We start from the raw sequence: 24,031 nt of genomic DNA, 5'->3' as shown, positions 1-24,031 counted from the left end.
CAAACCATGCAAAGGCATAGCTTGGTGTGACGTTTTTTTCAGTCGCGGAATTAGTGAACAGCGCTAGTATTTGAAAGCGCTGAAGCATAAATAGCATTTCTTTGGTTTTTTCCATAGAATTTTCTCTCGCTTTAGTCTCTTGTGTTCCGGGTGTATTTTCTATATTGCGGTCAGGTTCTCATGCATCTGGTCGCAAATAATATATTAAACGATAACCTGTCAATAGGGTTCGGCTACTGACAAGCCTCACACTCCGGATCCAATATCGAACAAGCACTCGGCGCAGCCGCCCCATTTCCCTTTCCATCCGGCGTGCTTTTATCCATCGCGATATAACTCCCACCAACCGCACTCAATCGATTTGCCTTGTTCGAATCCGCCATGGTCGACTTCTCGACATGCGTCGCGCCCATGGACCGCAGGTAATAGGTGGTCTTCAATCCTCGCACCCAGGCGAGCTTGTAGAGGTTGTCGAGCTTCTTGCCACTGGGCTCTTGCATGTAGAGGTTGAGGCTCTGGGCCTGGTCGAGCCATTTCTGGCGCCGGCTGCCGGCCTCGATGAGCCAGCGGGCGTCGACCTCGAAGGCGGTGGCGTAGCGTTTCTTGATCTCGTCGGGGATGCGGTCGATCTGCTGGACGGAGCCATCGTAGTATTTGAGGTCGTTGACCATGACCGAGTCCCAGAGTCCGCGTTCCTTGAGGTCGGCGACCAGGAAGGGGTTCACCACGGTGAACTCGCCCGAGAGGTTGGATTTGACGTAGAGGTTCTGATAGGTCGGCTCGATCGACTGGCTGACGCCGACGATGTTGCTGATGGTCGCGGTCGGGGCGATGGCCATGCAGTTGGAGTTGCGCATGCCGACGCTCCTGACCCGCTCGCGCAGGCTGTCCCAGTCGAGCGTGGTTCCGGTGTCCATCTGTAGATAGCCGCCGCGACCTTCCTCAAGTCGTTTGATGGAGTCGATCGGCAGGATGCCTTGGCTCCAGAGCGAGCCCTCGAAGCTTTGGTAGCGTCCGCGCTCGCCCGCCAGCTCGGAGCTGGCCTCAATGGCGTAGTAGCTCAGATATTCCATGCTCTGGTCGGCGAACTGCACCGCCTCCAGACTGGAGTAGGGCAGGCGCAGCCGGTAGAGGGCGTCCTGGAAGCCCATGATGCCGAGTCCGACCGGGCGGTGACGCAGGTTGGATTTGCGCGCCTGGGGGACGTTGTAAAAGTTGTACTCGATGACGTTGTCGAGCATGCGCATGGCGGTGCGCACGGTTTTCTGCAACCGCTTGGTGTCGAGCCCCTTGTCGGTGACGTGCGCAGCCAGGTTGATCGAGCCCAGGTTGCAGACTGCGATCTCTAAGTCATTGGTATGCAAGGTAATTTCTGTGCACAAGTTAGAGCTGTGCACCACGCCGACATGCTGGTTGGTGTAGCGCAGGTTGCAGGGATCCTTGAAGGCGATCCAGGGATGCCCCGTCTCGAACAGCATGGCCAGCATCTTGCGCCAGAGGTCGACGGCCTTGATGCGCTTGCTGACCTTCATCTCGCCGCGCTCGGCGCGCGCCTCGTAGGCCAGATAGGCCTGTTCGAAGTCTTGGCCCATGAGGTCGTGCAGATCGGGGGTCTCGTCCGGGGAGAAGAGGGTCCAGTGCTGTTCCTCGGCGACGCGCTTCATGAACAGGTCCGGCACCCAGTTGGCGGTGTTCATGTCGTGGGTGCGGCGGCGGTCGTCGCCGGTGTTCTTGCGCAGGTCGAGGAATTCCTCGATGTCGATGTGCCAGGTTTCGAGATAGGCACAGACGGCGCCCTTCCTTTTTCCGCCGTTATGGACCAGTGCGGCGGCGGTCATGTAGGTCTCGTCGCCCTCGACCTTGAGGTCGTGCACCTGGGCGACTGGCTTGATCTCGGTGACCGATTTGACGCGGGTGAAGATCCAGTTTCCGAGCCGGAACCAGTTGTGCTTGGTCAGCGCCGGGACGCCCATGAGATCGGCGATCTGGGGCGTGGCGGGGATGCGCAGGTCGAAGGCGCGGGTGGTGCCGGTGAAGGAGACGACGGAGCCGTCGCTGCGGGTGCCCTGGTGTGCGTTGTCGCGCGCGCGGTACTGCCCTGCACAGGGGATGCCGAGGCGCAGCAACTGGTAGCGCAGACCCTCGGCCAGCGGTGCGGAGGTGGAGGTGAAATAGATTTCCTTGCCGCGCGAGATGCCGCCGTCGGTCTCTAGCAGACCCTGGACCAGCGCCAGTGTTTGGTTGTGCGGCAGATGGCTGAAGCGCCGCGCGATGCGCTTGTTGCCTTGCGCGTCGTACAGATCCTCGTAGCTGAAGGGCAGGTGTGCCTGATCCAATCCAACGTACTGGCCGGTGGTGGCGCAGCGCGCCAGACCCAGGCCGACGCTCCACTTGATCTGCAGATAGGTTGCGTCGCGACCGTTCTCCCAGAAGTGGATGCCGCGCTCGGTCAGGTAGTTGCGGACGAACTGGAGATGGCTGGCGTCTGCGCTGGGGTTGCCCGAGACGCCGAATTCGCGGCCTCGCGTCAGGTGTCCATCGCCCAGCAAAATGCCGTAGAGGCGGGCATCGTCCTCGCTGAGGCCGTCAACCGGCACGACCTCGGATGGAATCACCTGCGCCACATAGTCGCCGCGCGCGAGCTGGCCGGCATCGATCCAGTCTGGCTTGAAGCGCGCATGCTCGATCTGGCTCAGGGTGCGCTCGATGCTCTGCTCCATCGGTACGCCCCGGATCGCCCAGAAGGGATGGCCGGCGGTGACCTTGAGGTCGTTGATTGAGTGTTTGACGGCGACCTGGACCATGGGCGCGTCCTTCTGGTCGTAGACGAAGTGCTCGGTCACCTCGCGATAGCGTCCACGCTGGCCGAGCACCAGGTCGCCGACCTTCACGTCCTCAATAGGTTTGGGGCCGTCGGCCGTGAAAACGGTGGTTTCGGGCGCGAAGCATTGGTTGACGGCGACTGCCGTGTCGTTCGCGACTTTCAAGAAGGGCACCACCCCCTGACTCTTGCCGTTGGTCCCCTTGATATGCGCGCCCATGCCGCGCACCCGGCTCCAGTCGTTGCCGAGTCCGCCGGCGAATTTGGACAGGAGCGCGTTGTCCTTGATGGCGCTGTAGATGCCGTCGAGGTCGTCCGGGACGCTGGTTAGGAAGCAGGAGCTGAGCTGGGGGCGCAGGCTGCCTGAGTTGAACAGGGTCGGCGTGGAGCACATGAAGTCGAAGCTGGAGAGCAGCTCGTAGAACTCGATGGCGCGCTCTTCGCGGTCGATCTCGTTGATGGCGAGCCCCATGGCGACGCGCATGAAGAAGGCCTGTGGCAGCTCGAAGCGAATGCCCTCGGCGGTGTGGATGAAGTAGCGGTCGTAGAGTGTCTGCAGGCCCAGATAGGTGAACTGGAGGTCGCGTTCGGGCTTGAGCGCGGCACCGAGCCGTTTGAGGTCGTAGCGGGCGAGCTGGTGGTCCAGGTGCTCCAGATCGCCGGCACGCTTGATGTAGGCGGCGAAATAATCGGAGTAGCGTTCTGCCAGGTCGGCCTGGGTCTCGACGCCGGCGGCCATGTCGAGGAAGCCGAGTGCCTCGCGGCGCAGGATGTCGAGCAGCAGCCGGGCGGCGACCTGGCTGTAGTTGGGCTCGCGTTCGATCAGGGTGCGTGCGGACATGACCAGCGCCTGGCGCACGTCGGTCTCGCGCACGCCGTCGAAGAGATTGCGCAGGGTTTCGGCGAGGATGGCCGGGGCGTCGACGGCGTCCAGGTCGCGACAGGCCTCGTCGACCAGCCGAGCCATGCGCTCGACATCCAGCGGGCGGGTACTGCCGTCGTCCAGGGTGACGTTGAGTGTGGTGGTCTCCTGGACCTCGGCGGTCGCGGCGGTCTTCTCGGCGCGCTCGCGGGCGCGGGACTCGCGGTAGAGGACGTAGTCGCGCGCGACCTTGTGCTCCCCGGCGCGCATCAGTGCCAATTCGACCTGATCCTGGATGTCCTCGATGTGCACGGTGCCGCCGCCGGGCAGGCGACGGGTCAGGGCCGCTGTTACCTGTTCGCTCAGTTCGCGTACACGATCGTGGACGCGGCTGGAGGCGACAGCCGAGTTGCCCTCAACGGCCAGGAAGGCCTTGGTCATGGCGACCATGATCTTGTTGGGATCGAAATGGGTGACCTTGCCGTTGCGCCGGATGACCTGCACCGTGCCGGGGGCATGCGCGGCGATCTCGATCCCCGCGTCGTTTTGCGCCTCGTTCTTGGCGATGCTGGTGACGTTCTGGATCGGGTTCGCGGGCGGCGTTTGGGTGGCGGACATGGCTCCTCCTGGTGGTTTGGTCTGGGTTTCTCGGCCTGTGTCGGGCGAGATACGCGGGCGTCGGCAGGCGCGCGCTGGGCCTGGAATGGCGTCAATATATACGCGATGAATTATGAGTCAACCACTAGATGTTGTGATATTTGGGCGTCTCAGGTGTGGTCTGTCTGTGGGAGGTTTGTGGATAAATCGGCGGGTGCCGCGCCGTTGCTGGCGCTACGCGGCGTTCGGCGAGGAAGCGTCGCTCGGGCCGAGCGAGTGCGGCTCATCCGCGATCGGGCCATTTCGGTTTGACGTGACTACCGGAGGCGGGCGATGTCCACTGCCGGTCGCGGAGCGGAGCTGAATGAAGCTTGAGCTTGAAGGGGCGAGCGGTGGTCTTTACGCCTGGAGGGTTTCTGTGAGGGCGCCGGGCCTTGGGGGTGTTGGGTGTGCACTCAACGTTTTCACAGTTGCGCCGACTATACTGAATCGCATCCGCCTGCCTGAGCTTGAATATAGACAGAGGTGGATCATGACGACACAACGATGAGAGGAGGATGCGTGAGATGAAAGTCAAAGATGCCATGAGCCGTTCGGTTCGAGCCGTTGCGCCCAATGCCAAGATCGCCGAGGTCGCTTCATTGATGTGCCTCTATCGTTTCCATGGTCTGCCCGTGGTCGACGAGGAAAATCGTTTGATTGGGGTGATCGCAGAGAAGGATGTGCTGCATTGTCTGTTCCCCAAGTTGGAGGACCTGATGTCCGAGGGCATGCATCATGTGGATTTGGATCGTGAGATGGCGCGCTATTCCGACATTCTCGACCTGCCGGCCGAGGAGTTGATGACGCGTAATCCGATTTCGGTCGGTCCCGAGATGCATCTGCTGCGTGCCGCGACCGAGATGGTCCGGCACAACTTTCGTCGTATCCCGGTGACGGAGGAGGGGCGGCTTGTCGGCATGCTGAGTCTGGGCGATGTCCATAAGTCCATCTTCCATGCCAATGTCCGTGGGATGCTCAAGGCCGCTTGAGGGTTGGCTGAATGGGTGTCTCTCGGTGCTGCAGACGTTTCAGAAACAGGGCGGCTTGATGTCGATGCGAATACAGTCGCACCTACGAAAATCGGGAATCGGTTGTTGGACGATTCCTTAAATGGACGTCGCTGGACGTCCGAGCGGGAATGAAGGCCGGGATCTTTTCCCGGCCTTCATGCGTTGGAGTAAACGTCTTCGGCGCCGGGCTATAGGGTCCAGCCGCCGGTGCGTTGATCCTCCATCGGCGGCGCCAGCTCGCAGGCCGCCGATTCGATCACTCTGGGCTGGGTGAGCGGATAGGCCGGGATTTGCAGCCGTTGCAGCTTGGCCTGAAAGGCGGTGCAGTATTCGTGGTGGAAGGTCAGAAACAGCGGGTGGGAGGCGATGCTCTGGACCTCGTCGATGAAGGCCAGATAGTTGCGGGACTGGGTCATGTGGTAGTTGGACGGGATGTCGCCGAGTCGGAAGCGTTCGACTCTGGGGCCCCAGAGCGGAAAGACCGAGGGGCTGAAGAGATGCAGCACCCTGGCGGCTCCGACCAGGGATCCGAGGCAGGCGGCGACGGGCTCGATACAGTCGAGCGAGATCGAGGTGCCGTCCTGGCGCGCGCTCACGCAGGCCTCCGCGGCCTGGTCGAGATGGTTGGCGTCGATACAGAGCGAGCGCGGCATCCAGCCGTAGGCGAGCGTCGCCACGCGCAGGAAGCTCTCGACCGGACTGTCGCTCGGTGCTTGGGCGGCCGTCGTCAGCAGCAGGGGATAGGTGCGCATGAATGTCGTCTCCCTGGCGTTGCCGTGATATCCGCTCTTGCGTACCAGCTCGACCGCTTCGTATAGGGTTTCGATATCCATGCGTGGCCTCGTTGAGAGTGGCGGGTGGCGATCGGCCTCCGCTCAGGATGTTTCGGGTGTCTGAGAATAATCGTAATGCTTGATTTTGCGTCTCACGTTGCGCTGGATGATGCGCCCAAGGACCGACCATTCCAGCCCTTGTAGCTCGATCTCGGGGTAGAGCGGATTCAGCGCGACCAGGCGTGCGGATCCGGGCGTCTCTTCCAGATACTGTCGAAACCAGCGCACGCCTTCCACCTCGGCGAAGACGTAGTGCCCGTGGTGGCAGCTGTCGCTCGGCTCGATGATGACGATGCAGCGATCCGGGAACTCCGGCTCCATTTCATCGCCCAGCACCTGCAGTGCATAGGGTTCCTGTAGGGCACAACCCGTGCTGTCCAGGGAAGGATCTGACATCATTCGTCCTCTTTAATATTTCTCGTTGCCGCGAAGGCGACGCGTCGGCTCTTGGCGCGCGCTTGGCGACATGATCGAATCGACAGGGGCATGATACTCAGGGCATGAAAACACAAGGTCAGATGAACCGGGTCTTCGCGACCGAGCGGGTCCACGGGAACCGTCGCGATTGGTACAACCTGCGCGGCATGCTGCCCTATCTGTGGGAGTTTCGCGGTCGCGCCGCGCTCGCGATCGGCTGCCTGGTGTTGGCCAAGACCGCCAATGTCGGCGTTCCGCTCATTCTGAAGGACATCGTCGACGCCTTCCAGAATCCGTCTCGGCAGATGTTGGTTCTGCCCGTCAGCCTGCTCTTGGCCTATGGCGCGCTCAAGCTCAGCGCCTCGCTCTTCAATGAGTTGCGCGACGTGGTTTTCGCGCGGGTGCGCTATCGCGCCATGCGCCGACTCTCGACCCGAGTGCTGGAACATCTGCATCGTCTCTCGCTACGCTATCACCTGGAACGCCAGAGCGGGGCGGTCAGCCGCGACCTGGAGCGTGGCACGCGCTCAGTCTCGACCATCATGAACTATCTGGTGTTCAGCGTGTTGCCGGTGCTGGTCGAGTTCTCGCTGGTGGCGATCATCATGCTCAGCCATTACGCGCTCTCGTTCGCGCTGGTGACCTTCGGTACGGTGGCGGTCTATTTCGCCTTCACCTTCGCCATTACCGAGTGGCGGATGGAATACCGGCACCGGATGAACCGTCTGGATTCGCAGGCCAACACCCAGGCCTTCGACAGTCTCCTCAACTACGAGACGGTCAAATATTTCGGTAACGAGCGGCTCGAACTCAGTCGCTACGACGATACCCTGGCCGAATGGGAAGAGATGGCGGTTGCCAGCCAAACCTCCATGTCGGTGCTCAATTTCGGTCAAGGTGCCATCATCGCGGTCGGTGTAACCATCATCATGGCGTTCGCCTCTCATGGGGTGGTCTCGGGCACCATGAGCATCGGCGATCTGGTGCTGGTCAACGCCCTCATGCTCCAGCTCTTCATCCCGCTCGGCTTCCTCGGGATCGTCTATCGCCAGATCAAATACGCACTGGCCGACATGGACCTCATCTTCAAGTTGCTGGATCGCAAGCCCGAGATCCAGGACCGGCCCGAGGCTCCATCCCTGGCGTTGCGCGAGGGCGGCATCCGCTTCGAGCATGTGGATTTCCATTACCAGCCCGAACGCCAGATTCTGCATGATCTGGATTTCTCCATCGAGCCCGGTCAGACCCTGGCCGTGGTCGGGCACAGCGGGGCGGGCAAGTCGACCTTGTCGCGTCTGCTGTTCCGCTTCTACGACGTGAGTGCCGGGCGCATTCTCATCGACGGACAGGACGTGCGCGAGGTCAGCCAGGAGAGCCTGCGTGCGGCGATCGGCATCGTTCCCCAGGATACGGTGCTCTTCAACGACAGCATCTATTACAACCTGGTCTACGGTCGTCCCGACGCGAGCCGCGCCGAGATCGAGCGCGCCGCCGAGATGGCCCATATCCGCACCTTCATCGAGAGCCTGCCGGACGGTTGGGATACGGTCGTCGGCGAGCGCGGGCTCAAGCTCTCGGGTGGCGAGAAGCAGAGGGTCGCGATCGCTCGGGCCATCCTCAAGCAGCCGCGCATCCTGGTCTTCGACGAGGCGACCTCATCGCTCGACAGTCGTACCGAACAGGCGATCCAGCAGACCCTGTCCGAGGTGGCCGAGAATCACACCACCCTCATCATCGCCCACCGATTGTCGACCGTGGTCGACGCCGACCGGATCCTGGTCATGGAGCAGGGACGTATTCGCGAGCAGGGCACGCATCGCGTGCTGCTCGAGGGCGGCGGACTCTATGCCTCTATGTGGGAGTTGCAGCAGCGCGAGGGCGCGGACACGGACGAGCGTTAGCTGTCGTCAGGCCGTTCGGCCTGACGACGCGGATCTCAGCGGGCGATGCGGGGCATGCGGAAGGGTAGCAGCGTTCTGACCCAGGTCGAGCTGAAGCGGTCGAGACAGAGGCTTTCGTGGACCGAGGTGGCGTGCTCGCCGAGCAGTTGGCTCTCGATCACCGAACGGGCGTAGAAGGGGGTGTCCTCCAGCGTGTCGACGACCCTGGTCTCGTGCCCTGGCTCGCTCTGGGTGCCGCGTCCGATGCGCCAGACGCGGGTGGTTTGCAACGGCACGCGCGGCGGTGGGTCGAAGCGGTCGAGTTGGCCGCGATGGTCGCAGCGTAGCGCCAGCTCGGCACCGGGTCCGCGTCCCTCGCGCGTACGCACGTCATAGAGGATGGCCGCGCCCTGCTTGAGTTCGGCGCGCGACCAGTCCCAACCCTGGAAGGCGTCCTCCAGTGGCTCGCTGCCTCGATTGGAGTCCAGATAGCCGGGACCGCTCCAGCGCAGATTCGGATGTTTGAGCTCGACCTCCACGCGCGACACGGGGCCGACCGGCCACCAGCGGTGCCGGCCGTCTGCGTCGAGCGCGAAGTCCTGCGTGTTGATGGCCTCGGGGTGGACCTTGATCCGCCCGCGAATGCGGGCGGGGATGGGCGCTGCGATCTCGTCGACGTCGATGACCAGTGCGTCGCCGTCCCAGGCCAGCGCGCTGGGTCCGATCGTCAGGCTGTCTCCGGTGCGGTGCAGTGATGTGCGTCCGCGTTCGGTCATGGCCCAGCGCTTGCCGTTGCGCCCGTAGAGCGCGACGTTGATTGCGCAATGGTCGAGCGGATCGGCCTGACCACGCTGGCGCGACCAGGCGTAATAGGGCGAAAAAACGCTGCCGATGAGCGCGATCAGGGTCAGTCCGTGCTGGCCGTCGTCGCTCAAGGCGTCCAGGTACCACCAGACATAGCCGTTGTTGTCGATGCTTAGGTCGAACCGAGGTCCTCGAACAGGCAGTTCGCCGCCAGGCGCCCCGACATCGCCGCCATCGGCACGCCCGCTCCCGGATGCGTGCTGCCCCCGGCCAGATAGAGTCGGTGAATTCGGGTCCGAGAGCCCGGACGATTGAACGATGCCCTCCAGCCGTGGGTCGCCTGTCCGTAGAGTGCTCCGCCGGTTGCCGGAAAGAGTTGGTCGAAGCGTGCGGGCGTCGTGACCTGGGTCTCCTGGGCGCGTTTGCACACCCTCAGGCCGTAACGTTCCAAGAGTGAGAATACCCGCTGTTCGCATTGGTCGATCTCCGAGGCATCGAAAGGATGTACATCGCCCCGTGCCGGGGCATTCAATAGGCAGAAGAGTCGCTCACCCTCGGTCGAGTTCCCATCAAGCTCGGCGCCGCGATCCTGGGCGCAGATATAGAGGGTGCCCTCGTCGGGGAGGCGGGCGTGACGGAAGAGATCCTTGAACTCGGCAGCATAGTCCCGCGAGAAGAAGACGTTGTGCCGTGCCAGTGGGAATCCCTCGGTCTTGGCGACCAGGCTCCAGGTGATGGCGGACAGGGAGCGAGTCGCGTGTCTGTGGCCCGGCAGCGCCTTTGCGGCCGTGGCGCCGAGGTGGCCTGCGGCGAGCGCGGCCGGGTCGCCGTTGAAGATGACGGCGTCCGCTGGGATGACCTCGCCGTCGGCGAGTCGGACGCCGGTGGTCCGGCCATGCTCGACCAGAATCTCCTCGACCCGGGTTCCGTAGCGGAATTCGGCGCCATGTTCTTGCGCGAGACGCCCCAGGGCGCATGCGAGCTGGTGCATGCCGCCCTCGATACTCCAGACGCCCTGCTGTTCGACATGGGCGATCAGCATGAGCGTTGCCGGCGATTCGAAGGGGGAGGATCCGCAGTAGGTCGAATAGCGTCCGAAGAGCTGCCGCAGCCGCTCGTCCTTGAAATACTGTCCCAGCGTCTGCCAGAGGCTGTCGTAGGGCTTGATCCCGCTCAGATTGCCGAAGCCGCGTATGCCGCAGCGGCCCACGAGTCCCAGGATGCTCGGTCGGGTGTCGCGGATGAAGGTCTTGTCGAGGGTTTCATAGATGATGCGGGCCTGCTCGCTGAAGGCGCGATAGCCGCGTGCCTCGGCCGCTCCGGCGAAATCGCCGATCGCCTCGATCGAGCGTTCGTGGTCGGAGAAGAGGTCCAGCCGTTCATGCTCGCTCCAGGCATGGCGTGCTATGATTTCAAGCGGTTGAAGTCTCAGATAGTCCGAGAGCGACGCGCCAGCGTCCGAGAAGAGATCCTCGAAGATCCAGCGCATGGTGAAGACGGTGGGGCCGGAGTCGATTCCCCGTCCGTTGATGTCGATCTGGCGCATCTTTCCGCCGGGATAGTCCGCGCTCTCCAAAACGCGGACTCGCATGCCTCGGGCGGCGAGTTGGGCGGCGGACGTGAGGCCTCCGATACCGGCGCCGATGACGATTACCCTGTCTCTGGGCATCAGGTTGCAGCCTCCCTTGATTCGCATTGACGCGTCTGGTATTGATGTCTATTGTACATGACACACTTGAGTGTCAACTAATCCTTACATTGAACTGCGGTTACCGGGGGAGTGCATCGATGGATGCCACGACAAGAATTGAGCAGGCTTTGGCGGCAGCCATCGATCACGTGGTCCCGGGGTGTCCTCCGCGGCTGGCCGAGGCCGTACGGCACTCGGTATTCCCTGGTGGCGCTCGCGTGCGTCCGCGCCTGTGTCTCGCCGTCGCCGCCGCCTGCGGCAGTAAGGATTACGCAGCCGCCGATGCCGTTGCCGCCGCGATCGAGTTGCTGCATTGTGCCTCCCTGGTGCACGACGATCTGCCCTGTTTCGACGATTCTCCCCTGCGTCGAGGCGTGCCTTCGGTGCATCGCGCCTTCGGCGAGCCGCTGGCCGTTCTGGCCGGTGACGCGCTCATCATCCTCGCCTTCGAGCATCTGGCGCGCAGTATCCCGTCCGAACGTCTCGGGCCCTTGCTGCTCACGGTCAGCGGCTCGGTCGGCATGCCCTTCGGTATCACCGCCGGTCAGGCCTGGGAGTGCGAGCCGACGGTGTCGGTCGAGGAATATCATCGCACCAAAACCGGTTCGCTGTTCGCCGCAGCGACGGCCGCCGGTGCTCAAGTCGCTGGCGCGGACGCCGATGCCTGGCGCGTGGTCGGCGATCGTATCGGCGAGGCCTATCAGGTCGCCGACGATCTGCGCGACGTTGCGGCCAGCGCCCAAGAGGTCGGCAAGCCGGTCGGCCGCGATGCCCTGCTCAATCGTCCAAGCGCGGCCGGCGAGCTGGGTATCGACGGCGCCATCGAGCGTCTGCGCGGTCTGATGAAGGGGGCGATCGATGCCATTCCGCCCTGTCCAGGCGCCGAGCAGTTGGCCGAGGTGCTGATGGCCGAATCGCGCCACATCATGCCGAAGAACCTCGCGCAAAGGGCTGCCTGAGCGCAAGATCTCGGTCCCGAGGCGCCCATTCGGGTGCCGTTCCTCCGCTGTTGGTGAATTCATTCGTGCGAGTCTTGGATCGTTGGCTGGCTCTGCGCAATCGTGTGCTCTCCAGCCCCGGCTTTCAACGCTGGGCGGCGAGTTTTCCTCTGACCCGTCTCATTGCGCAACGTCGGGCGCGTGCGCTGTTCGATATCGTTGCGGGCTTTGTCTATTCCCAGGTTCTCTTCGCCTGCGTGCGTCTGGATCTCTTCGCGATCCTCTCCGAGGGGCCTCGGCGGCTCGATGAGCTGAGCGATCGGCTCGCGCTGTCGCCGGACGCTGCGCGCCGGCTGCTGCGTGCGGCGGCGAGCCTGCGTCTGGTCCAGTCCTTGGACGGGGAGCGCTATGCGCTCGGCACGCTGGGTGCGGCCATGGTCGGCAACCCGGGGATCGCGGCGATGGTCGAGCATCATCACATGGTCTATGCGGATCTGGCCGACCCGGTCGCCCTGCTGCGCGGAGAGGCCCGGAGTCGCTCGCTCAAGGATTACTGGGCCTATGTCGACGCAGAGGCGCCAGCCTCGGCGGATGCGGATCGGGTTGGCGGTTACACGAACCTCATGTCCGAGTCGCAGCAGTTCATCGCCGACGATGTGCTGGACGCCTATTCGCTCAAGAATCATCGCTGTCTGCTCGACGTGGCGGGCGGCGACGGAACCTTCCTGGTCTCGGCCGCCAAGCGCTGGCCGCATCTGCGGGTCATCCTCTTCGATCTGCCTGCGGTGGCGGAGCGGGCGCGCGCCCGGTTCGAGCGCGAGGGGTTGGCCGATCGTGCGACCGCCGTTGGAGGCGACGTGCTGCGCGATCCGCTGCCGGAAGGGGCGGACATCGTCTCGCTGGTGCGGGTGCTGCACGATCACGATGATGCGGCGGCGCAATCCTTTATCGCCGCAGCGTCCAAGGCGCTGCCCTCCGGGGGCACGCTGATGGTCGCCGAGCCCATGGCGGAGACGCCAGGTGCGGAGCCCATTGGGGATGCCTATTTCGGTTTCTATCTGCTGGCGATGGGTAGCGGGCGGGCGCGCTCGCCGCGCGAACTGGATGCCATGCTGCGCGCAGCCGATCTCGGTCAGGTGCGTCAGCTGGCGCCCCGTCGTCCCTTTTTGACCCAGCTCATGCTCGCGCAGCGTGGCTCCGGTGCGGAGTGCTGAGCGCTGGAGTGTGTTGCCTGAATCCCTTCGTTCGACCCTGCTCCCGCTAAATCCCCTGCTGTCGCCGCCCTAGACTGGCTGTCAACTTTCGTTAAACTGGGCGGCCTGTCAGATTCAACTTGTCCAGAGTCACATTTTGAACCCAGATACGCCGAAACTCGAAGCACTCGCCGTCGTTCTCGAAGAACCCGAACGCCTCTCTCTTCAGCGTCTGGCGCTGACGCCTCCCGGCGATGCGGACGTCGTGGTCGATATCGAATGGAGCGGTATCAGCACGGGTACCGAGCGCCTGCTCTGGTCTGGGCGGATGCCGCCATTTCCTGGTATGGGCTATCCGCTGGTTCCGGGCTATGAGTCCGTCGGTCATGTCATCTATGCCGGTCCCCAGGCCGGGCTCGCCGTGGGTCAGCGGGTGTTCGTGCCGGGTGCGCTCTGCTATGGGGAGGTGCGCGGACTCTTCGGTGGCGCGGCCTCGCGGGTCGTGGTTCCTGCGGCGCGGCTGATGCCGGTCGAGGACTCGCTCGGCGAGCAGGGCGTCTTGTTGGCCCTGGCCGCGACTGCCTATCACGCCATCGCCGGACCCTCGCCGCATGTCGAGCTGATCGTCGGTCACGGCGTGCTCGGGCGATTGCTGGCGCGCATCGCTGCGCTAGGGGAGGGGACGCGCCCGGTCGTCTGGGAGACCAACCCGGTGCGTCATGCCGGTGCCGAGGGCTACGACTACGACGTCATGACCCCGGACGAGGATCCGCGCCGCGACTACCGCACCATCTGCGACATGAGTGGCGACGCCAAGATTTTGGACAGCCTGGTCGCCCGCATGGCGCGCGGCGGCGAGATCGTGCTCGCCGGCTTCTATCATGAGCCGGTGTCCTTCACCTTTCCGCCGGCCTTCATGCGCGAGGCGCGCTTCCGTATCGCCGCCGAGTTCCAGCCGTCCGATCTGGCGGCGGTGCGCTCATTGTTGGAGTCTGGCCGGCTCTCGCTCGATGGGCTCATTACCCATCGCGTCCCGGCGGCCGAGGCCGATTCGGCCTACCGAACGGCATTCGGTGATCCGACATGCTTGAAGATGATTCTTGATTGGAGATCCATCGCGTGAATGTACCCGTCAATGCTCCCGTGCCGAGCGCCTCATCCCAGGCCGCCACGGATCCGGCCGCTGCGCCGGCCATCAAAGAGACTCAGGTCATCGCCATCTATGGCAAGGGCGGTATCGGCAAGAGCTTCACGCTGGCCAACCTCTCCTACATGATGGCGCAGCAGGGCAAAAAGGTTCTGCTGATCGGCTGCGATCCCAAGAGCGATACTGCGACCCTGCTGTTCGGCGGGCGCAACTGTCCGACCATCCTCGGCGTTTCCAGCGAGAAGAAGAAGGCTGGCGAGTCGGTGGCGATCGGCGACATCTGCTTCAAGCGTGACGGCGTCTACGCAATGGAGCTGGGCGGTCCCGAGGTCGGTCGCGGCTGCGGCGGTCGCGGCATCATCCACGGCTTCGAGCTGCTGGAGGGATTGGGCTTCCACGAGTGGGACTTCGACTATGTCTTGCTCGACTTCCTGGGCGATGTGGTGTGCGGTGGATTCGGTCTGCCGATTGCGCGCGATCTCTGCCAGAAGGTCATCATCGTCGGCTCGAACGACCTCCAGTCGCTCTATGTCGCCAACAACGTCTGCTCGGCGGTGGAATATTTCCGCGGGCTCGGTGGCAACGTCGGCGTGGCCGGCATGGTCATCAACAAGGACGATGGCACCGGCGAGGCTCAGGCCTTCGCCGAGGGCGTCGACATCCCGATTCTGGCCACCATTCCGGCCCACGAGGAGATCCGCCGCAAGAGCGCCAACTACGAGATCATCGGTATCCCCGATGGCGAGTGGGGACCCCTGTTCGCCGAGCTGGCGACCAACGTCGCCGAGGCGCCTCCGGTGCGGCCTAAACCGCTCGCGCACGAGGCGCTGCTGAATCTCTTCAAGGGCGACCAGGTCGGCCGTCACGTGGTGCTGGAGCCGGCGCGTCCGGAGGACATGTGCGACGCGGCGGCGATCGCCAAGCCGTCGCTCGAAGTCGTCTACGACGATGTCTGAGCCTGAGCGGAGCACCGGTATGGCGAGCGATTCATCACACGATCAGGTGCCTGAAACGGGTGCCTGCGGCAATCCCGAGACGCTCAAGGCGGCCGCTGTGGCTGCGGGCAACGCCGAACTGATCGAGCGTCTCACGGCCGACTATCCGATGGGGCCGCACGATCAGCCCCAAACCATGTGTCCGGCATTCGGCGCGCTGCGGGTCGGCTTGCGTATGCGTCGCACCGCCATGGTCCTGGTCGGTTCGGGTTGCTGTGTCTACGGTCTGAGCTTTACCGCGCACTTCTACGGCGCGCGCCGCTCGATCGGTTATGTGCCCTTCGACTCGGAGTCCCTGGTCTCGGGCCGGCTGTTCGAGGACGCGCGCGACGCGGTGCTCAAACTGGCCGATCCTGAGCGGGTGGACACCATCGTCGCCATCAATCTCTGCGTGCCGACCGCCTCGGGCGTGCCGTTGCGTCTGCTGCCGAAGCAGCTCAATGGTGTGCGTATCCTGGGGATCGATGTGCCTGGTTTCGGTACTCCGACCCATGCCGAGGCCAAGGACGTGCTGGCCGGCGCCATGCTCCAGTACGCCCGTCTGGAGGCCGAGCAGGGGCCGGTTCAGGCCCCGCGCGGCGGTCGTAGCGAGCGTCCCACGGTAACCCTGCTGGGCGAGATGTTCCCGGCGGATCCGGTGGGCATCGGCATGATGCTGGAACCGCTGGGTCTGGCGGTCGGTCCGGTGGTGCCGACCCGCGAGTGGCGCGAACTCTATGCCGCGCTGGACTGTCAGGCCGTGGCCGCCATCCATCCACAGTATGCCGCCTCTTGTCGCGAATTCTCCGCAGCCGGTCGTCCCATCGTGGGCTCGGCTCCGGTCGGACGCGAAGGCACGGCGGCCTGGCTGGATGCCATCGGTGCAGCCTGCGGAATCGCCCAGGATAAGGTCGACGCGGCCAAGAACAAATTTCTGCCGGCCATCGGTGGTGCGCTGGCGGCGATGCCGATCAAGGGTCGGATTATCGTCTCGGGCTACGAGGGCTCCGAGCTGTTGGTGGCGCGTCTGCTGATCGAGTCGGGTGCCGAGGTGCCCTATGTCGGGACCGCCTGTCCGCGCACGCCTTGGAACGAAGGCGACCGCGCCTGGCTTGAAGCGCGCGGCGTTCCGGTGCAGTTCCGCGCCTCGTTGGAGCAGGATCTGGCGGCGGTCAAGTCGCTCGATCCCGATCTCGCCATCGGCACGACGCCGGTCGTGCAGGCGGCCAAGGAACGCCAGATCCCGGCGCTCTATTTCACCAATCTGATCTCGGCGCGTCCCTTGATGGGGCCGGCCGGTGCGGGTTCGCTGGCCCAGGTGATCAACGCGGCTCTGGCCAACAAGGAGCGCTTCGTCGCCATGCGCGCCTTCTTCGAGGGCGTCGGCGAGGGTGAGACGAGTGGCGTGTGGCAGCAGATGCCGGTCAAGCGCGGAACCAAGCGCCCGGCGGCCAAGCGCGCCTGATGCGGATCGACGCGGGGCCGATGAGGCTGGCAGATTCACGCGGTGGCTGTCCGACCGGCATCCTCCGCGCGGCCCTGACCGGTTGATCGGCCCTATTCAGAATCAAGAGCGAGATCGCGACGGCTCGGTCGGCGCGGTTTTTGACGAGAGAGCATTTTCCGATGTTGATCAATGACCTCGACCGCGCAGGCGGTTACTGGGGCTCCGTCTATGCCTTCGCCGCCATCAAGGGGCTGCAGGTCATCATCGACGGCCCGGTTGGCTGCGAGAACCTGCCTGTCACGGCGGTGCTGCATTACACCGACGGCTTGCCGCCCCATGAGCTGCCGGTCGTGGTGACGGGGCTCGGCGAAGAGGAGCTAGGCCAGAAGGGGACGGAGGAGGCGATGCGCCGGGCCTTCGAGACCCTGGATCCCTCGCGTCCGGCCGTGGTGGTGACCGGTTCCATCGCCGAGATGATCGGCGGTGGTGTGACGCCCCAGGGGACCGGCATCCTGCGCTTCTTGCCGCGCACCATCGACGAGGATCAGTGGCAGAGCGCCAATCGCGCCATCTATTGGCTCTGGACCCAGTTCGGTCCCAAGAAGGGCGCGGCGCCCAAGCGCAAGCCGCGCGCGGCCGGTGAGCGCCCCAAGGTCAACATCATTGGACCCATGTACGGTGTCTTCAACTCGCCGTCCGATTTGGCCGAGATCCGGCGTCTGGTCGAGGGTGTCGGCGCCGAGGTCAATATGACCTTCCCGTTGGGCAGTCATCTGGACGATGTGGCCAAGCTGGCGGATGCGGATGTCAATATCTGCATGTACCGTGAGTTCGGTCGAACGCTGTGCGAGGCACTGGATCGGCCCTTTTTGCAGGCCCCGATCGGGTTGCACAGCACGACCAAGTTCCTGCGCGCCTTGGGCGAACTGCTGGAGCTGGATCCCGAGCCCTTCATCGAGCGCGAGAAGCACACCACGATCAAGCCGATCTGGGATCTGTGGCGCTCGGTGACCCAGGACTTCTTCGGCACGGCGAGCTTCGGTGTGGCGGCGAGCGAGACCTATGCGCGCGGTCTGCGGCATTTCCTAGAGGACGAGATGGGGCTGCCCTGCAATTTCGCCTTCGAGCGCAAGGCAGGTGTCAAACCGGACAACGACCTCATCCGCAAGGCGGTGCACGAGAAGACGCCTCTGATCGTCTTCGGCAGCTACAACGAGCGCATGTATCTGTCGGAGATCGGCGGGCGCGCGACCTATATCCCCGCCTCCTTCCCTGGGACCGTGATCCGGCGCCATACCGGGACGCCCTTCATGGGCTATTCCGGCGCCACCTATCTGGTGCAGGAGGTCTGCAACGCCCTGTTCGACGCGCTCTTCAATATCCTGCCGCTGGGCACGGATCTCGATAAGGTCGACGCGACACCCGCGCGATTGCATCGCGAACTGCCTTGGGATGAGGGCGCGCGTGCCCTGTTCGATCGGATCGTCGAGTCTCAGCCGGTTCTGGTGCGAATTTCGGCCGCGAAGCGTTTGCGCGATGCCGCTGAGCGAGGCGCCCGTACCGATGGCGAGGAGCGTGTCACCGTCGAGCGTGTGACGCAAACGCAGAAGGCGCTGGCGTCGGGTGCGGTCTAACGCTCGCTTGGTGTGAGTGCGTCAGGGGTCGTTAGACGGCCCCTGAGTGGCGCTGATGTCTGATTCATGCCTTGCTTGGTCTTTAGCGGGGCGCCTTGTGGTGCCGATCGTGTGTGGCGGTCCTTGTCTCTCGCCCAGTCATCCTCTTCGGATGGTGCCCCTTTTAATTGCTTCTCTCCCGCGCGGCTGCCGGTTTCGCTTCCCGTTTTAGGTCGCCGACTTCCCGTCGATGTGGGCGTTCGTTCGCGGCGACCACCCCTCTCGGGCCATGCCCATTGACTCCATCCTGTCCTCGATCAGTTTGTGCTCAAAACAGGTGTAAATGTAGATTGACATCTGTGTCAGTCAAGCTAGACTGACACGCAAATCCGGGCACCCCGTAAGGCAATTCTCGGCGGGTTAAGGTCGTAGCGCGAGCGGAGTGAGGCTCGCGACGGCATGTCCCGAGACCTTATCTCACTCTGATGGATGATTGATCCGGCCGTTTCGTTTCAGGCTGGCGATCAAGGGTGAGTGTGGTGCCAGGGAAGTGGTGAACCGAATTTTGCGATCCGCTGTGACAGGGGGTCGCGGATTGAGGATGTGCCTGCCGCAGCGGGCTGTTTCTCTGTCGTGGCGGATTGATCCACGGCGTTCCCGTGCCGCACGGGTTGAGTGCGGCGTAACTTTATGATTCATCTCCAGATTCGGAGGGTTTAACGATGGCTGACAACACCAGCATGACCGGTCTGACCGAACAAGAAGCTCAAGAGTTCCACGGCATCTTCGTGCAGAGCATGACGGCGTTCTTCGGGATCGTTGTCATTGCGCACATCCTCGCATGGCTGTGGCGCCCCTGGCTGTAATCGTTCTGGGTAATGGCTGAGCCGCGCGAGAGCGTGCCGGCTAACTCGAATCGCCCCATCCGTTATTGACTAGAGGAAAAAACGATGATGTCTCCTGATCTTTGGAAAATCTGGCTGCTGGTCGACCCCCGCCGCGTGCTGATCGCTCTGGGCGTCTTTTTGATCATTCTTGGTCTCGCGATCCACATGATCCTGCTGAGCACTGCTGAGTTCAATTGGCTCGAAGATGGCGTTCCGGCCGCTTCGGTCCAGCAAGTGACGCCGGTTGTCCCGCAACGGTAATCGCGTCCTTGACGGGGGTGGCAGGCGAGGCATTGTCGACCGGGCAGCCTCACCTACCGCCGCAGTGCTAAGAGGGGGCAGCCGGCCAGGATGCCTCCCCAGCAGAGGATTTTACGATGGCCATGCTCAGTTTTGAGAGAAAATATCGCGTCCGTGGCGGGACGCTAATAGGGGGAGACCTATTCGACTTCTGGGTGGGGCCGTTTTACGTCGGCTTCTTCGGAGTGTCGGGCTTCTTCTTCGCATTGCTGGGAACGCTCCTGATCGTTTGGGGCGCTACCATCGGTCCAACCCCCGAGCTTCAGACCTATAACATCTGGCAGATCAGCATCAATCCGCCGGATCTCAGTTACGGGCTTGGGATGGCGCCGCTGACCGAAGGCGGTCTTTGGCAGATCATCACCATATGCGCCATCGGCGCTTTTGGTTCATGGGCTCTGAGAGAAGTCGAGATTTGCCGCAAGCTTGGTATCGGCTTCCATGTTCCCTTTGCGTTCAGCTTCGCCATCGGCGCCTACATCACGCTCGTCGTGGTGCGTCCGATTCTGCTGGGTGCATGGGGTAATGGGTTCCCCTACGGGATCCTCAGTCACCTTGACTGGGTGTCGAACACTGGCTACCAGTACCTGCACTTCCACTACAATCCGGCGCACATGCTCGCGATTGCGTTCTTCTTCACCAACTGCTTGGCGCTGTCGATGCATGGCTCGCTGATCCTGTCGGTGACGAATCCGCAAGAAGGCGAGTGCGTGAAGACGGGCGAGCACGAGAACACCTTCTTCCGCGATATCGTCGGTTACTCCATCGGTGCGCTCGCTATCCATCGCCTGGGCTTGTTCCTGGCTCTGAGTGCAGTCTTCTGGAGCGCGGTGTGTATCGTTATCAGTGGACCCTTCTGGACCCGCGGTTGGCCGGAATGGTGGAACTGGTGGCTTGAGCTCCCGCTCTGGTAGGAACTAGGAGACTACAATGCCTGAATATCAAAATATTTTTACCAGCGTGCAGGTACGCTCTCCGGCTTATCCCGGGGTGCCGTTGCCGAAAGGCCATCTGCCGCGGATTGGCAAGCCCATTTTTTCCTACTGGCTTGGGAAGATCGGTGACGCACAGATCGGTCCGCTCTACCTTGGTTTCACCGGGACGCTGTCTCTGATTTTCGGTTTCGTGGCCCTGTTCATCATCGGCTTCAATATGTTGGCGTCGGTGGACTGGAATGTCATTCAGTTCGTCAAGCATTTCTTCTGGCTTGCGCTGGAGCCACCTGCTCCTCAGTATGGTCTGAGCATTCCGCCTCTCTCTGAGGGCGGTTGGTGGTTGATGGCTGGGTTCTTCCTGACCATGGCTATCATTCTTTGGTGGGTTCGTACCTACAAGCGCGCTGAGGCGCTCGGGATGAATCAGCACCTGTCTTGGGCGTTCGCTTCGGCGATCTTCTTCTATCTGGTTCTGGGCTTCATTCGCCCGGTGATGATGGGAAGCTGGGCAGAGGCCGTGCCTTTCGGCATCTTCCCGCACCTTGACTGGACGGCTGCCTTCTCGATCCGTTACGGCAACCTGTACTACAACCCGTTCCACATGCTGTCGATCGCCTTCCTGTACGGTTCGGCTCTGCTGTTCGCCATGCACGGCGCGACGATCCTCTCCGTGAGCCGCTTTGGTGGCGACCGTGAGATCGATCAGATCGTCGATCGTGGTACCGCTGCAGAGCGCGCGGCAATCTTCTGGCGCTGGACCATGGGCTTCAATGCCTCCATGGAGTCGATCCACCGTTGGGCTTGGTGGTTTGCGGTTCTGACCGTCATCACCGCTGGTATCGGCATCCTCCTGACCGGAACTGTGGTCGAGAACTGGTATCTCTGGGCGGTGAAGCACGGTGTTGCTCCGAGCTATCCGAGCACTGTGACAGTTGAAAACCCATATCTGACGGGGGTGTCGCAATGAAGATCGGAAAGCGTGCATCAGTACCCTTTGTCGCTCTGGTCGCTTCGGTAGTCCTCTTCGGCTGCGAGCGTCCGTCGCCAGAGATCGTGCAGACCGGCTATCGCGGTCTTGCCATGCAGCAGAACTACAACCCACGGTTGCTGGAGGCCTCCATCAAGGAGAACCTTCCGCCCGCCGCCATTCCGGCTGCGGCTCCCGGCGGTCCCAAGGTCTCTAGCGTGTACGAGAACGTCCAGGTCCTCGGCGATCTGACGGTTGCCGAGTTCACCCGGACCATGGTCGCCGTGACCACCTGGGTTTCGCCGAAGGAAGGCTGTAACTACTGCCACGTTCCGGGTAACTGGGCCTCCGACGACATCTACACCAAGAAGGTGTCCCGTCGGATGTTCGAGATGGTCCGTGCGACCAACGCGGACTGGAAGAAGCACGTGGCCAACACCGGTGTGACCTGCTACACCTGTCATCGTGGCAACCCCGTGCCGAAGTATGTCTGGACCACCGATCCGGGTCCGGGTCAGCCTTCTGGCATGACGCCGACCGGTCAGAACTATGGTGCGTCCACCGTGGCCTATGCTGCTCTGCCTTACGACCCCTACACTCCGTTCCTCGATCAGGCGAACGAGATTCGGGTCATCGGCCAGACCGCTCTGCCCGAGGGTAACAAGACCTCGCTCAAGCAAGCCGAATGGACCTATGGTCTGATGATGCAGATCTCCGACGCACTCGGCGTCAACTGCACCTTCTGCCATAACACCCGTTCGTTCTACGCTTGGGATCAGAGTACCCCGAAGCGGACCACCGCCTGGTATGCGATTCGCCACGTTCGTGACATGAACCAGAACTACATCTGGCCTCTGAACGACGTGCTGCCGGCATCGCGTAAGGGTCCCTACGGCGATCCCTTCAAGATCAGCTGTATGACCTGCCATCAGGGCGCTTACAAGCCGCTCTATGCAGCACAGATGATGAAGGACTATCCGGCTCTCCAAGGCCCCTCGCAGGCGGCAGCGCCTGAAGCGGCTGCCCCTGTGGAACCGGCTCCAGTCGAGGCCGCAGCTCCAGCTCCACAAAAGCTGTAGTCTGGGACCCGATTGCTGGCAGGGACGCCAGAGTGGCGCCAGCGATGGATACGCGTGGCGCCGGTTCGAAGCCGCAGCCAAGGTGACCCCTTGGAGGACATGGTTGCGGAGAGAGTGAGAATGGCCTTAGTGTCGAATTCGTAGAGCCATCCTGACGATCTGTAAGGAGTCATCTAATGGCTAGCGAGAACCGCTCGATGTCTGGACTAACAGAGGATGAGGCCAAGGAATTCCATGGCATCTTCGTGTCCAGTTTCGTCGCGTTCACGGGGATTGTCGTCGTTGCACACATCCTCGTGTGGTTGTGGCGTCCTTGGCTGTAACAGCCTTGGGTTTTTAGTGTTGTTGACCGATCGGGCGATTGTTGCTATAGCAGCGCCCACCAGTAAGAGACCGGAGAATACACATGCATAAGATCTGGCAGATTTTCGATCCGCGTAGAACCTTGGTTGCCATTTTTGGTTTCCTGTTCGTGCTGGGCCTGTTGATCCACTTCATCCTGCTCAGCAGCCCGGCCTTCAACTGGCTGAGTGGCTCCTGAGCCACGAGCTGGTTTAGGCAGCGTCCGAGACGCTTTTTGAAGTTGTCTCTGGCGCGCCACCGGTATTACTTGCCGCGTGAATGATCGCGGTTAATGGCCAACGGGCCGAAGAAGAGAAATTGAGGGTAATTCAATGGCTGATAAGAGCATGACTGGACTGACCGAGGCTGAAGCTCAAGAGTTCCATGGCATCTTCACCCAGAGCATGACCATGTTTTTCGGGATCGTGGTTATCGCACACATCCTGGCTTGGCTCTGGCGCCCCTGGCTGTAATTGCCAAGCTTCCGCCCTCGGGTGGAAATAAAGACGGGAGGCCGGTACCTCACCGGCGTCCCGTGTTTCGTTCAGGAGACATCTAGATGCATAAGATTTGGCTGGTCTTCGACCCGCGTATGGCGATCATGGGCTTGGCGGCCTTCTTGCTTGTGCTCGCATTCGCGATCCACTACATCCTGATGGTCAGCTCGTCCTACTACGATTTCCTTCAGGGTCCGCCGATCTCCGCAGAGGCTGCCGCACAGATTACCCCTCTGCCAGTCGCCAAGTGAACTTGGGACTAAGGAACTCGACGGGCGGGGGGAATGCTCAGCATACCCCGCCCGTTTTTATTTGAGCGCTGTTCGATGCGATTTCACTGCGAAAGCCTGTCGATCCCGACGAGCGCTCCGATCCAGATCATCGACGTGACGGATAGGGTGCGCGATGTGCTGAAGGCGCATCCGGTCGGCAACGGCCATCTGATCCTGACCTCATCCCATACCACTGCCTTCGTCGCCCTCAACGAGCGCGAGACGATGCTGCAGCAGGATATGCTGGATTTTCTCTCCCGCGTCGCGCCGCCCGGCGCCGGCTACGGCCACGACCGGGATCCTGTCGATGGCCGGCCGAACGCGCATTCGCATCTGATCGGCCTCTTCATGAACGCCTCCGAGATCATCCCGATCGCGGATGGCGAACTGCTCTTAGGTGGCTGGCAATCCATCTTTTTTATCGAGCTGGATGGTCCACGCGACCAGCGGCTGCTGAGAATCCAGATCGCAGGGGAATCCTGAG

General features: G+C 62.6%; 23 protein-coding genes. 18 read left to right on the top strand and 5 right to left on the bottom strand.

Translation table 11 applies throughout. The features are described 5' to 3' along the window. Nucleotides 1–233 precede the first annotated feature (233 nt). Entirely contained in the window at nucleotides 234–4,301 is a 4,068-nt protein-coding gene (locus THIDRDRAFT_RS03850) for a ribonucleoside-diphosphate reductase subunit alpha (protein WP_007039492.1), read from the bottom strand. 545 nt (nucleotides 4,302–4,846) lie between these two features. Between THIDRDRAFT_RS03850 and THIDRDRAFT_RS03845 the strand changes: the two genes are divergently transcribed. Continuing rightward, a complete protein-coding gene (locus THIDRDRAFT_RS03845; protein ID WP_007039491.1) occupies nucleotides 4,847–5,311 on the top strand; it encodes a CBS domain-containing protein in 465 nt (154 codons plus the stop codon). A gap of 209 nt (nucleotides 5,312–5,520) precedes the next feature. Here THIDRDRAFT_RS03845 and THIDRDRAFT_RS03840 read toward each other — a convergent pair whose 3' ends face one another. Both THIDRDRAFT_RS03840 and THIDRDRAFT_RS03835 read right to left on the bottom strand, forming a co-directional pair. After that, nucleotides 5,521–6,165, bottom strand: coding sequence for a hypothetical protein (locus THIDRDRAFT_RS03840; protein ID WP_007039490.1), 645 nt, complete (start codon nucleotides 6,163–6,165; stop codon nucleotides 5,521–5,523). A gap of 42 nt (nucleotides 6,166–6,207) precedes the next feature. Further along, a complete protein-coding gene (locus THIDRDRAFT_RS03835) occupies nucleotides 6,208–6,561 on the bottom strand; it encodes a S24 family peptidase (protein WP_007039489.1) in 354 nt (117 codons plus the stop codon). A gap of 122 nt (nucleotides 6,562–6,683) precedes the next feature. Between THIDRDRAFT_RS03835 and THIDRDRAFT_RS03830 the strand changes: the two genes are divergently transcribed. Beyond that, complete coding sequence (locus THIDRDRAFT_RS03830) at nucleotides 6,684–8,483, top strand: ABCB family ABC transporter ATP-binding protein/permease (protein ID WP_007039488.1); 1,800 nt, start codon at nucleotides 6,684–6,686, stop codon at nucleotides 8,481–8,483. A 35-nt stretch (nucleotides 8,484–8,518) separates the two neighbouring features. On the opposite strand, the gene THIDRDRAFT_RS03825 is transcribed toward THIDRDRAFT_RS03830, so the two are convergent. Together THIDRDRAFT_RS03825 and crtD are read right to left on the bottom strand one after the other, a co-directional pair. Beyond that, nucleotides 8,519–9,397: a carotenoid 1,2-hydratase gene (locus tag THIDRDRAFT_RS03825; protein WP_007039487.1), complete on the bottom strand. Its 879-nt coding sequence runs from the start codon at nucleotides 9,395–9,397 to the stop codon at nucleotides 8,519–8,521. A gap of 41 nt (nucleotides 9,398–9,438) precedes the next feature. Beyond that, nucleotides 9,439–10,935, bottom strand: a complete 1,497-nt coding sequence (gene crtD, locus THIDRDRAFT_RS03820) for a 1-hydroxycarotenoid 3,4-desaturase CrtD (RefSeq protein ID WP_007039486.1) — start codon at nucleotides 10,933–10,935, stop codon at nucleotides 9,439–9,441. 119 nt (nucleotides 10,936–11,054) lie between these two features. Here crtD and THIDRDRAFT_RS03815 point away from each other — a divergent pair, with 119 nt between their 5' ends. The 16 genes from THIDRDRAFT_RS03815 to THIDRDRAFT_RS03745 all read left to right on the top strand — a co-directional run bounded on the left by THIDRDRAFT_RS03815 (nucleotide 11,055) and on the right by THIDRDRAFT_RS03745 (nucleotide 24,030). Next, entirely contained in the window at nucleotides 11,055–11,915 is an 861-nt protein-coding gene (locus THIDRDRAFT_RS03815; RefSeq protein ID WP_007039485.1) for a polyprenyl synthetase family protein, read from the top strand. Nucleotides 11,916–11,980: 65 nt separating this feature from the next. After that, entirely contained in the window at nucleotides 11,981–13,108 is a 1,128-nt protein-coding gene (locus THIDRDRAFT_RS03810) for a methyltransferase (protein WP_139058610.1), read from the top strand. A gap of 136 nt (nucleotides 13,109–13,244) precedes the next feature. Next, nucleotides 13,245–14,210: a chlorophyll synthesis pathway protein BchC gene (gene bchC / locus THIDRDRAFT_RS03805; RefSeq protein WP_007039483.1), complete on the top strand. Its 966-nt coding sequence runs from the start codon at nucleotides 13,245–13,247 to the stop codon at nucleotides 14,208–14,210. Further along, nucleotides 14,207–15,190, top strand: a complete 984-nt coding sequence (locus THIDRDRAFT_RS03800) for a chlorophyllide a reductase iron protein subunit X (RefSeq protein WP_007039482.1) — start codon at nucleotides 14,207–14,209, stop codon at nucleotides 15,188–15,190. The genes bchC and THIDRDRAFT_RS03800 overlap by 4 nt, the downstream gene beginning before the upstream one ends. Nucleotides 15,191–15,209: 19 nt before the next feature. After that, nucleotides 15,210–16,673 (top strand): chlorophyllide a reductase subunit Y, encoded by a 1,464-nt coding sequence (gene bchY, locus THIDRDRAFT_RS03795; RefSeq protein WP_007039481.1) that lies wholly within the window; start codon nucleotides 15,210–15,212, stop codon nucleotides 16,671–16,673. 161 nt (nucleotides 16,674–16,834) lie between these two features. Continuing rightward, nucleotides 16,835–18,289 (top strand): chlorophyllide a reductase subunit Z, encoded by a 1,455-nt coding sequence (bchZ, locus tag THIDRDRAFT_RS03790; protein ID WP_007039480.1) that lies wholly within the window; start codon nucleotides 16,835–16,837, stop codon nucleotides 18,287–18,289. Between the two features lie 701 nt (nucleotides 18,290–18,990). Next, nucleotides 18,991–19,134, top strand: a complete 144-nt coding sequence (gene pufB, locus THIDRDRAFT_RS03785; protein ID WP_007039479.1) for a light-harvesting antenna LH1, beta subunit — start codon at nucleotides 18,991–18,993, stop codon at nucleotides 19,132–19,134. Nucleotides 19,135–19,221: 87 nt separating this feature from the next. Continuing rightward, nucleotides 19,222–19,416: a light-harvesting antenna LH1, alpha subunit gene (gene pufA, locus THIDRDRAFT_RS03780; RefSeq protein WP_425358423.1), complete on the top strand. Its 195-nt coding sequence runs from the start codon at nucleotides 19,222–19,224 to the stop codon at nucleotides 19,414–19,416. A 116-nt stretch (nucleotides 19,417–19,532) separates the two neighbouring features. Then, a complete protein-coding gene (pufL, locus tag THIDRDRAFT_RS03775; protein WP_007039477.1) occupies nucleotides 19,533–20,369 on the top strand; it encodes a photosynthetic reaction center subunit L in 837 nt (278 codons plus the stop codon). Nucleotides 20,370–20,385: 16 nt separating this feature from the next. Further along, entirely contained in the window at nucleotides 20,386–21,357 is a 972-nt protein-coding gene (gene pufM / locus THIDRDRAFT_RS03770; protein WP_007039476.1) for a photosynthetic reaction center subunit M, read from the top strand. Beyond that, the gene (pufC, locus tag THIDRDRAFT_RS03765; protein ID WP_007039475.1) at nucleotides 21,354–22,436 is read left to right on the top strand and encodes a photosynthetic reaction center cytochrome PufC; all 1,083 of its coding nucleotides are present in this window, start codon (nucleotides 21,354–21,356) and stop codon (nucleotides 22,434–22,436) included. The genes pufM and pufC overlap by 4 nt, the downstream gene beginning before the upstream one ends. Nucleotides 22,437–22,612: 176 nt before the next feature. Continuing rightward, nucleotides 22,613–22,759, top strand: coding sequence for a light-harvesting antenna LH1, beta subunit (pufB, locus tag THIDRDRAFT_RS03760; RefSeq protein ID WP_007039474.1), 147 nt, complete (start codon nucleotides 22,613–22,615; stop codon nucleotides 22,757–22,759). Between the two features lie 83 nt (nucleotides 22,760–22,842). Then, a complete protein-coding gene (pufA, locus tag THIDRDRAFT_RS24380) occupies nucleotides 22,843–22,977 on the top strand; it encodes a light-harvesting antenna LH1, alpha subunit (protein WP_007039473.1) in 135 nt (44 codons plus the stop codon). A 133-nt stretch (nucleotides 22,978–23,110) separates the two neighbouring features. Next, the gene (pufB, locus tag THIDRDRAFT_RS03755; protein WP_007039472.1) at nucleotides 23,111–23,251 is read left to right on the top strand and encodes a light-harvesting antenna LH1, beta subunit; all 141 of its coding nucleotides are present in this window, start codon (nucleotides 23,111–23,113) and stop codon (nucleotides 23,249–23,251) included. An 86-nt stretch (nucleotides 23,252–23,337) separates the two neighbouring features. Further along, nucleotides 23,338–23,526, top strand: a complete 189-nt coding sequence (gene pufA / locus THIDRDRAFT_RS03750) for a light-harvesting antenna LH1, alpha subunit (protein ID WP_007039471.1) — start codon at nucleotides 23,338–23,340, stop codon at nucleotides 23,524–23,526. Nucleotides 23,527–23,601: 75 nt separating this feature from the next. Further along, on the top strand, nucleotides 23,602–24,030 hold the full coding sequence (locus THIDRDRAFT_RS03745) for a secondary thiamine-phosphate synthase enzyme YjbQ (RefSeq protein ID WP_007039470.1): 429 nt from the start codon (nucleotides 23,602–23,604) through the stop codon (nucleotides 24,028–24,030). Nucleotide 24,031 lies beyond the last annotated feature (1 nt).

Source organism: Thiorhodococcus drewsii AZ1 (genome assembly GCF_000224065.1).
Taxonomy (GTDB): domain Bacteria; phylum Pseudomonadota; class Gammaproteobacteria; order Chromatiales; family Chromatiaceae; genus Imhoffiella; species Imhoffiella drewsii.
Note: the sequence above shows the minus strand (reverse complement) of the source record. Positions and strands in the feature narration are given on the sequence as shown.

What these genes read in the sequence shown, in the direction of transcription:
- THIDRDRAFT_RS03850 (WP_007039492.1), bottom strand. Translation starts at nt 4,301, where the DNA reads ATGTCCGCCACCCAAACGCCGCCCGCGAACCCGATCCAGAACGTCACC.
- THIDRDRAFT_RS03845 (WP_007039491.1), top strand. Translation starts at nt 4,847, where the DNA reads ATGAAAGTCAAAGATGCCATGAGCCGTTCGGTTCGAGCCGTTGCGCCC.
- THIDRDRAFT_RS03840 (WP_007039490.1), bottom strand. Translation starts at nt 6,165, where the DNA reads ATGGATATCGAAACCCTATACGAAGCGGTCGAGCTGGTACGCAAGAGC.
- THIDRDRAFT_RS03835 (WP_007039489.1), bottom strand. Translation starts at nt 6,561, where the DNA reads ATGTCAGATCCTTCCCTGGACAGCACGGGTTGTGCCCTACAGGAACCC.
- THIDRDRAFT_RS03830 (WP_007039488.1), top strand. Translation starts at nt 6,684, where the DNA reads ATGAACCGGGTCTTCGCGACCGAGCGGGTCCACGGGAACCGTCGCGAT.
- crtD (WP_007039486.1), bottom strand. Translation starts at nt 10,935, where the DNA reads ATGCCCAGAGACAGGGTAATCGTCATCGGCGCCGGTATCGGAGGCCTC.
- THIDRDRAFT_RS03815 (WP_007039485.1), top strand. Translation starts at nt 11,055, where the DNA reads ATGGATGCCACGACAAGAATTGAGCAGGCTTTGGCGGCAGCCATCGAT.
- bchY (WP_007039481.1), top strand. Translation starts at nt 15,210, where the DNA reads ATGGCGAGCGATTCATCACACGATCAGGTGCCTGAAACGGGTGCCTGC.
- bchZ (WP_007039480.1), top strand. Translation starts at nt 16,835, where the DNA reads ATGTTGATCAATGACCTCGACCGCGCAGGCGGTTACTGGGGCTCCGTC.
- pufB (WP_007039479.1), top strand. Translation starts at nt 18,991, where the DNA reads ATGGCTGACAACACCAGCATGACCGGTCTGACCGAACAAGAAGCTCAA.
- pufA (WP_425358423.1), top strand. Translation starts at nt 19,222, where the DNA reads ATGTCTCCTGATCTTTGGAAAATCTGGCTGCTGGTCGACCCCCGCCGC.
- pufL (WP_007039477.1), top strand. Translation starts at nt 19,533, where the DNA reads ATGGCCATGCTCAGTTTTGAGAGAAAATATCGCGTCCGTGGCGGGACG.
- pufM (WP_007039476.1), top strand. Translation starts at nt 20,386, where the DNA reads ATGCCTGAATATCAAAATATTTTTACCAGCGTGCAGGTACGCTCTCCG.
- pufC (WP_007039475.1), top strand. Translation starts at nt 21,354, where the DNA reads ATGAAGATCGGAAAGCGTGCATCAGTACCCTTTGTCGCTCTGGTCGCT.
- pufB (WP_007039474.1), top strand. Translation starts at nt 22,613, where the DNA reads ATGGCTAGCGAGAACCGCTCGATGTCTGGACTAACAGAGGATGAGGCC.
- pufA (WP_007039473.1), top strand. Translation starts at nt 22,843, where the DNA reads ATGCATAAGATCTGGCAGATTTTCGATCCGCGTAGAACCTTGGTTGCC.
- pufB (WP_007039472.1), top strand. Translation starts at nt 23,111, where the DNA reads ATGGCTGATAAGAGCATGACTGGACTGACCGAGGCTGAAGCTCAAGAG.
- pufA (WP_007039471.1), top strand. Translation starts at nt 23,338, where the DNA reads ATGCATAAGATTTGGCTGGTCTTCGACCCGCGTATGGCGATCATGGGC.
- THIDRDRAFT_RS03745 (WP_007039470.1), top strand. Translation starts at nt 23,602, where the DNA reads ATGCGATTTCACTGCGAAAGCCTGTCGATCCCGACGAGCGCTCCGATC.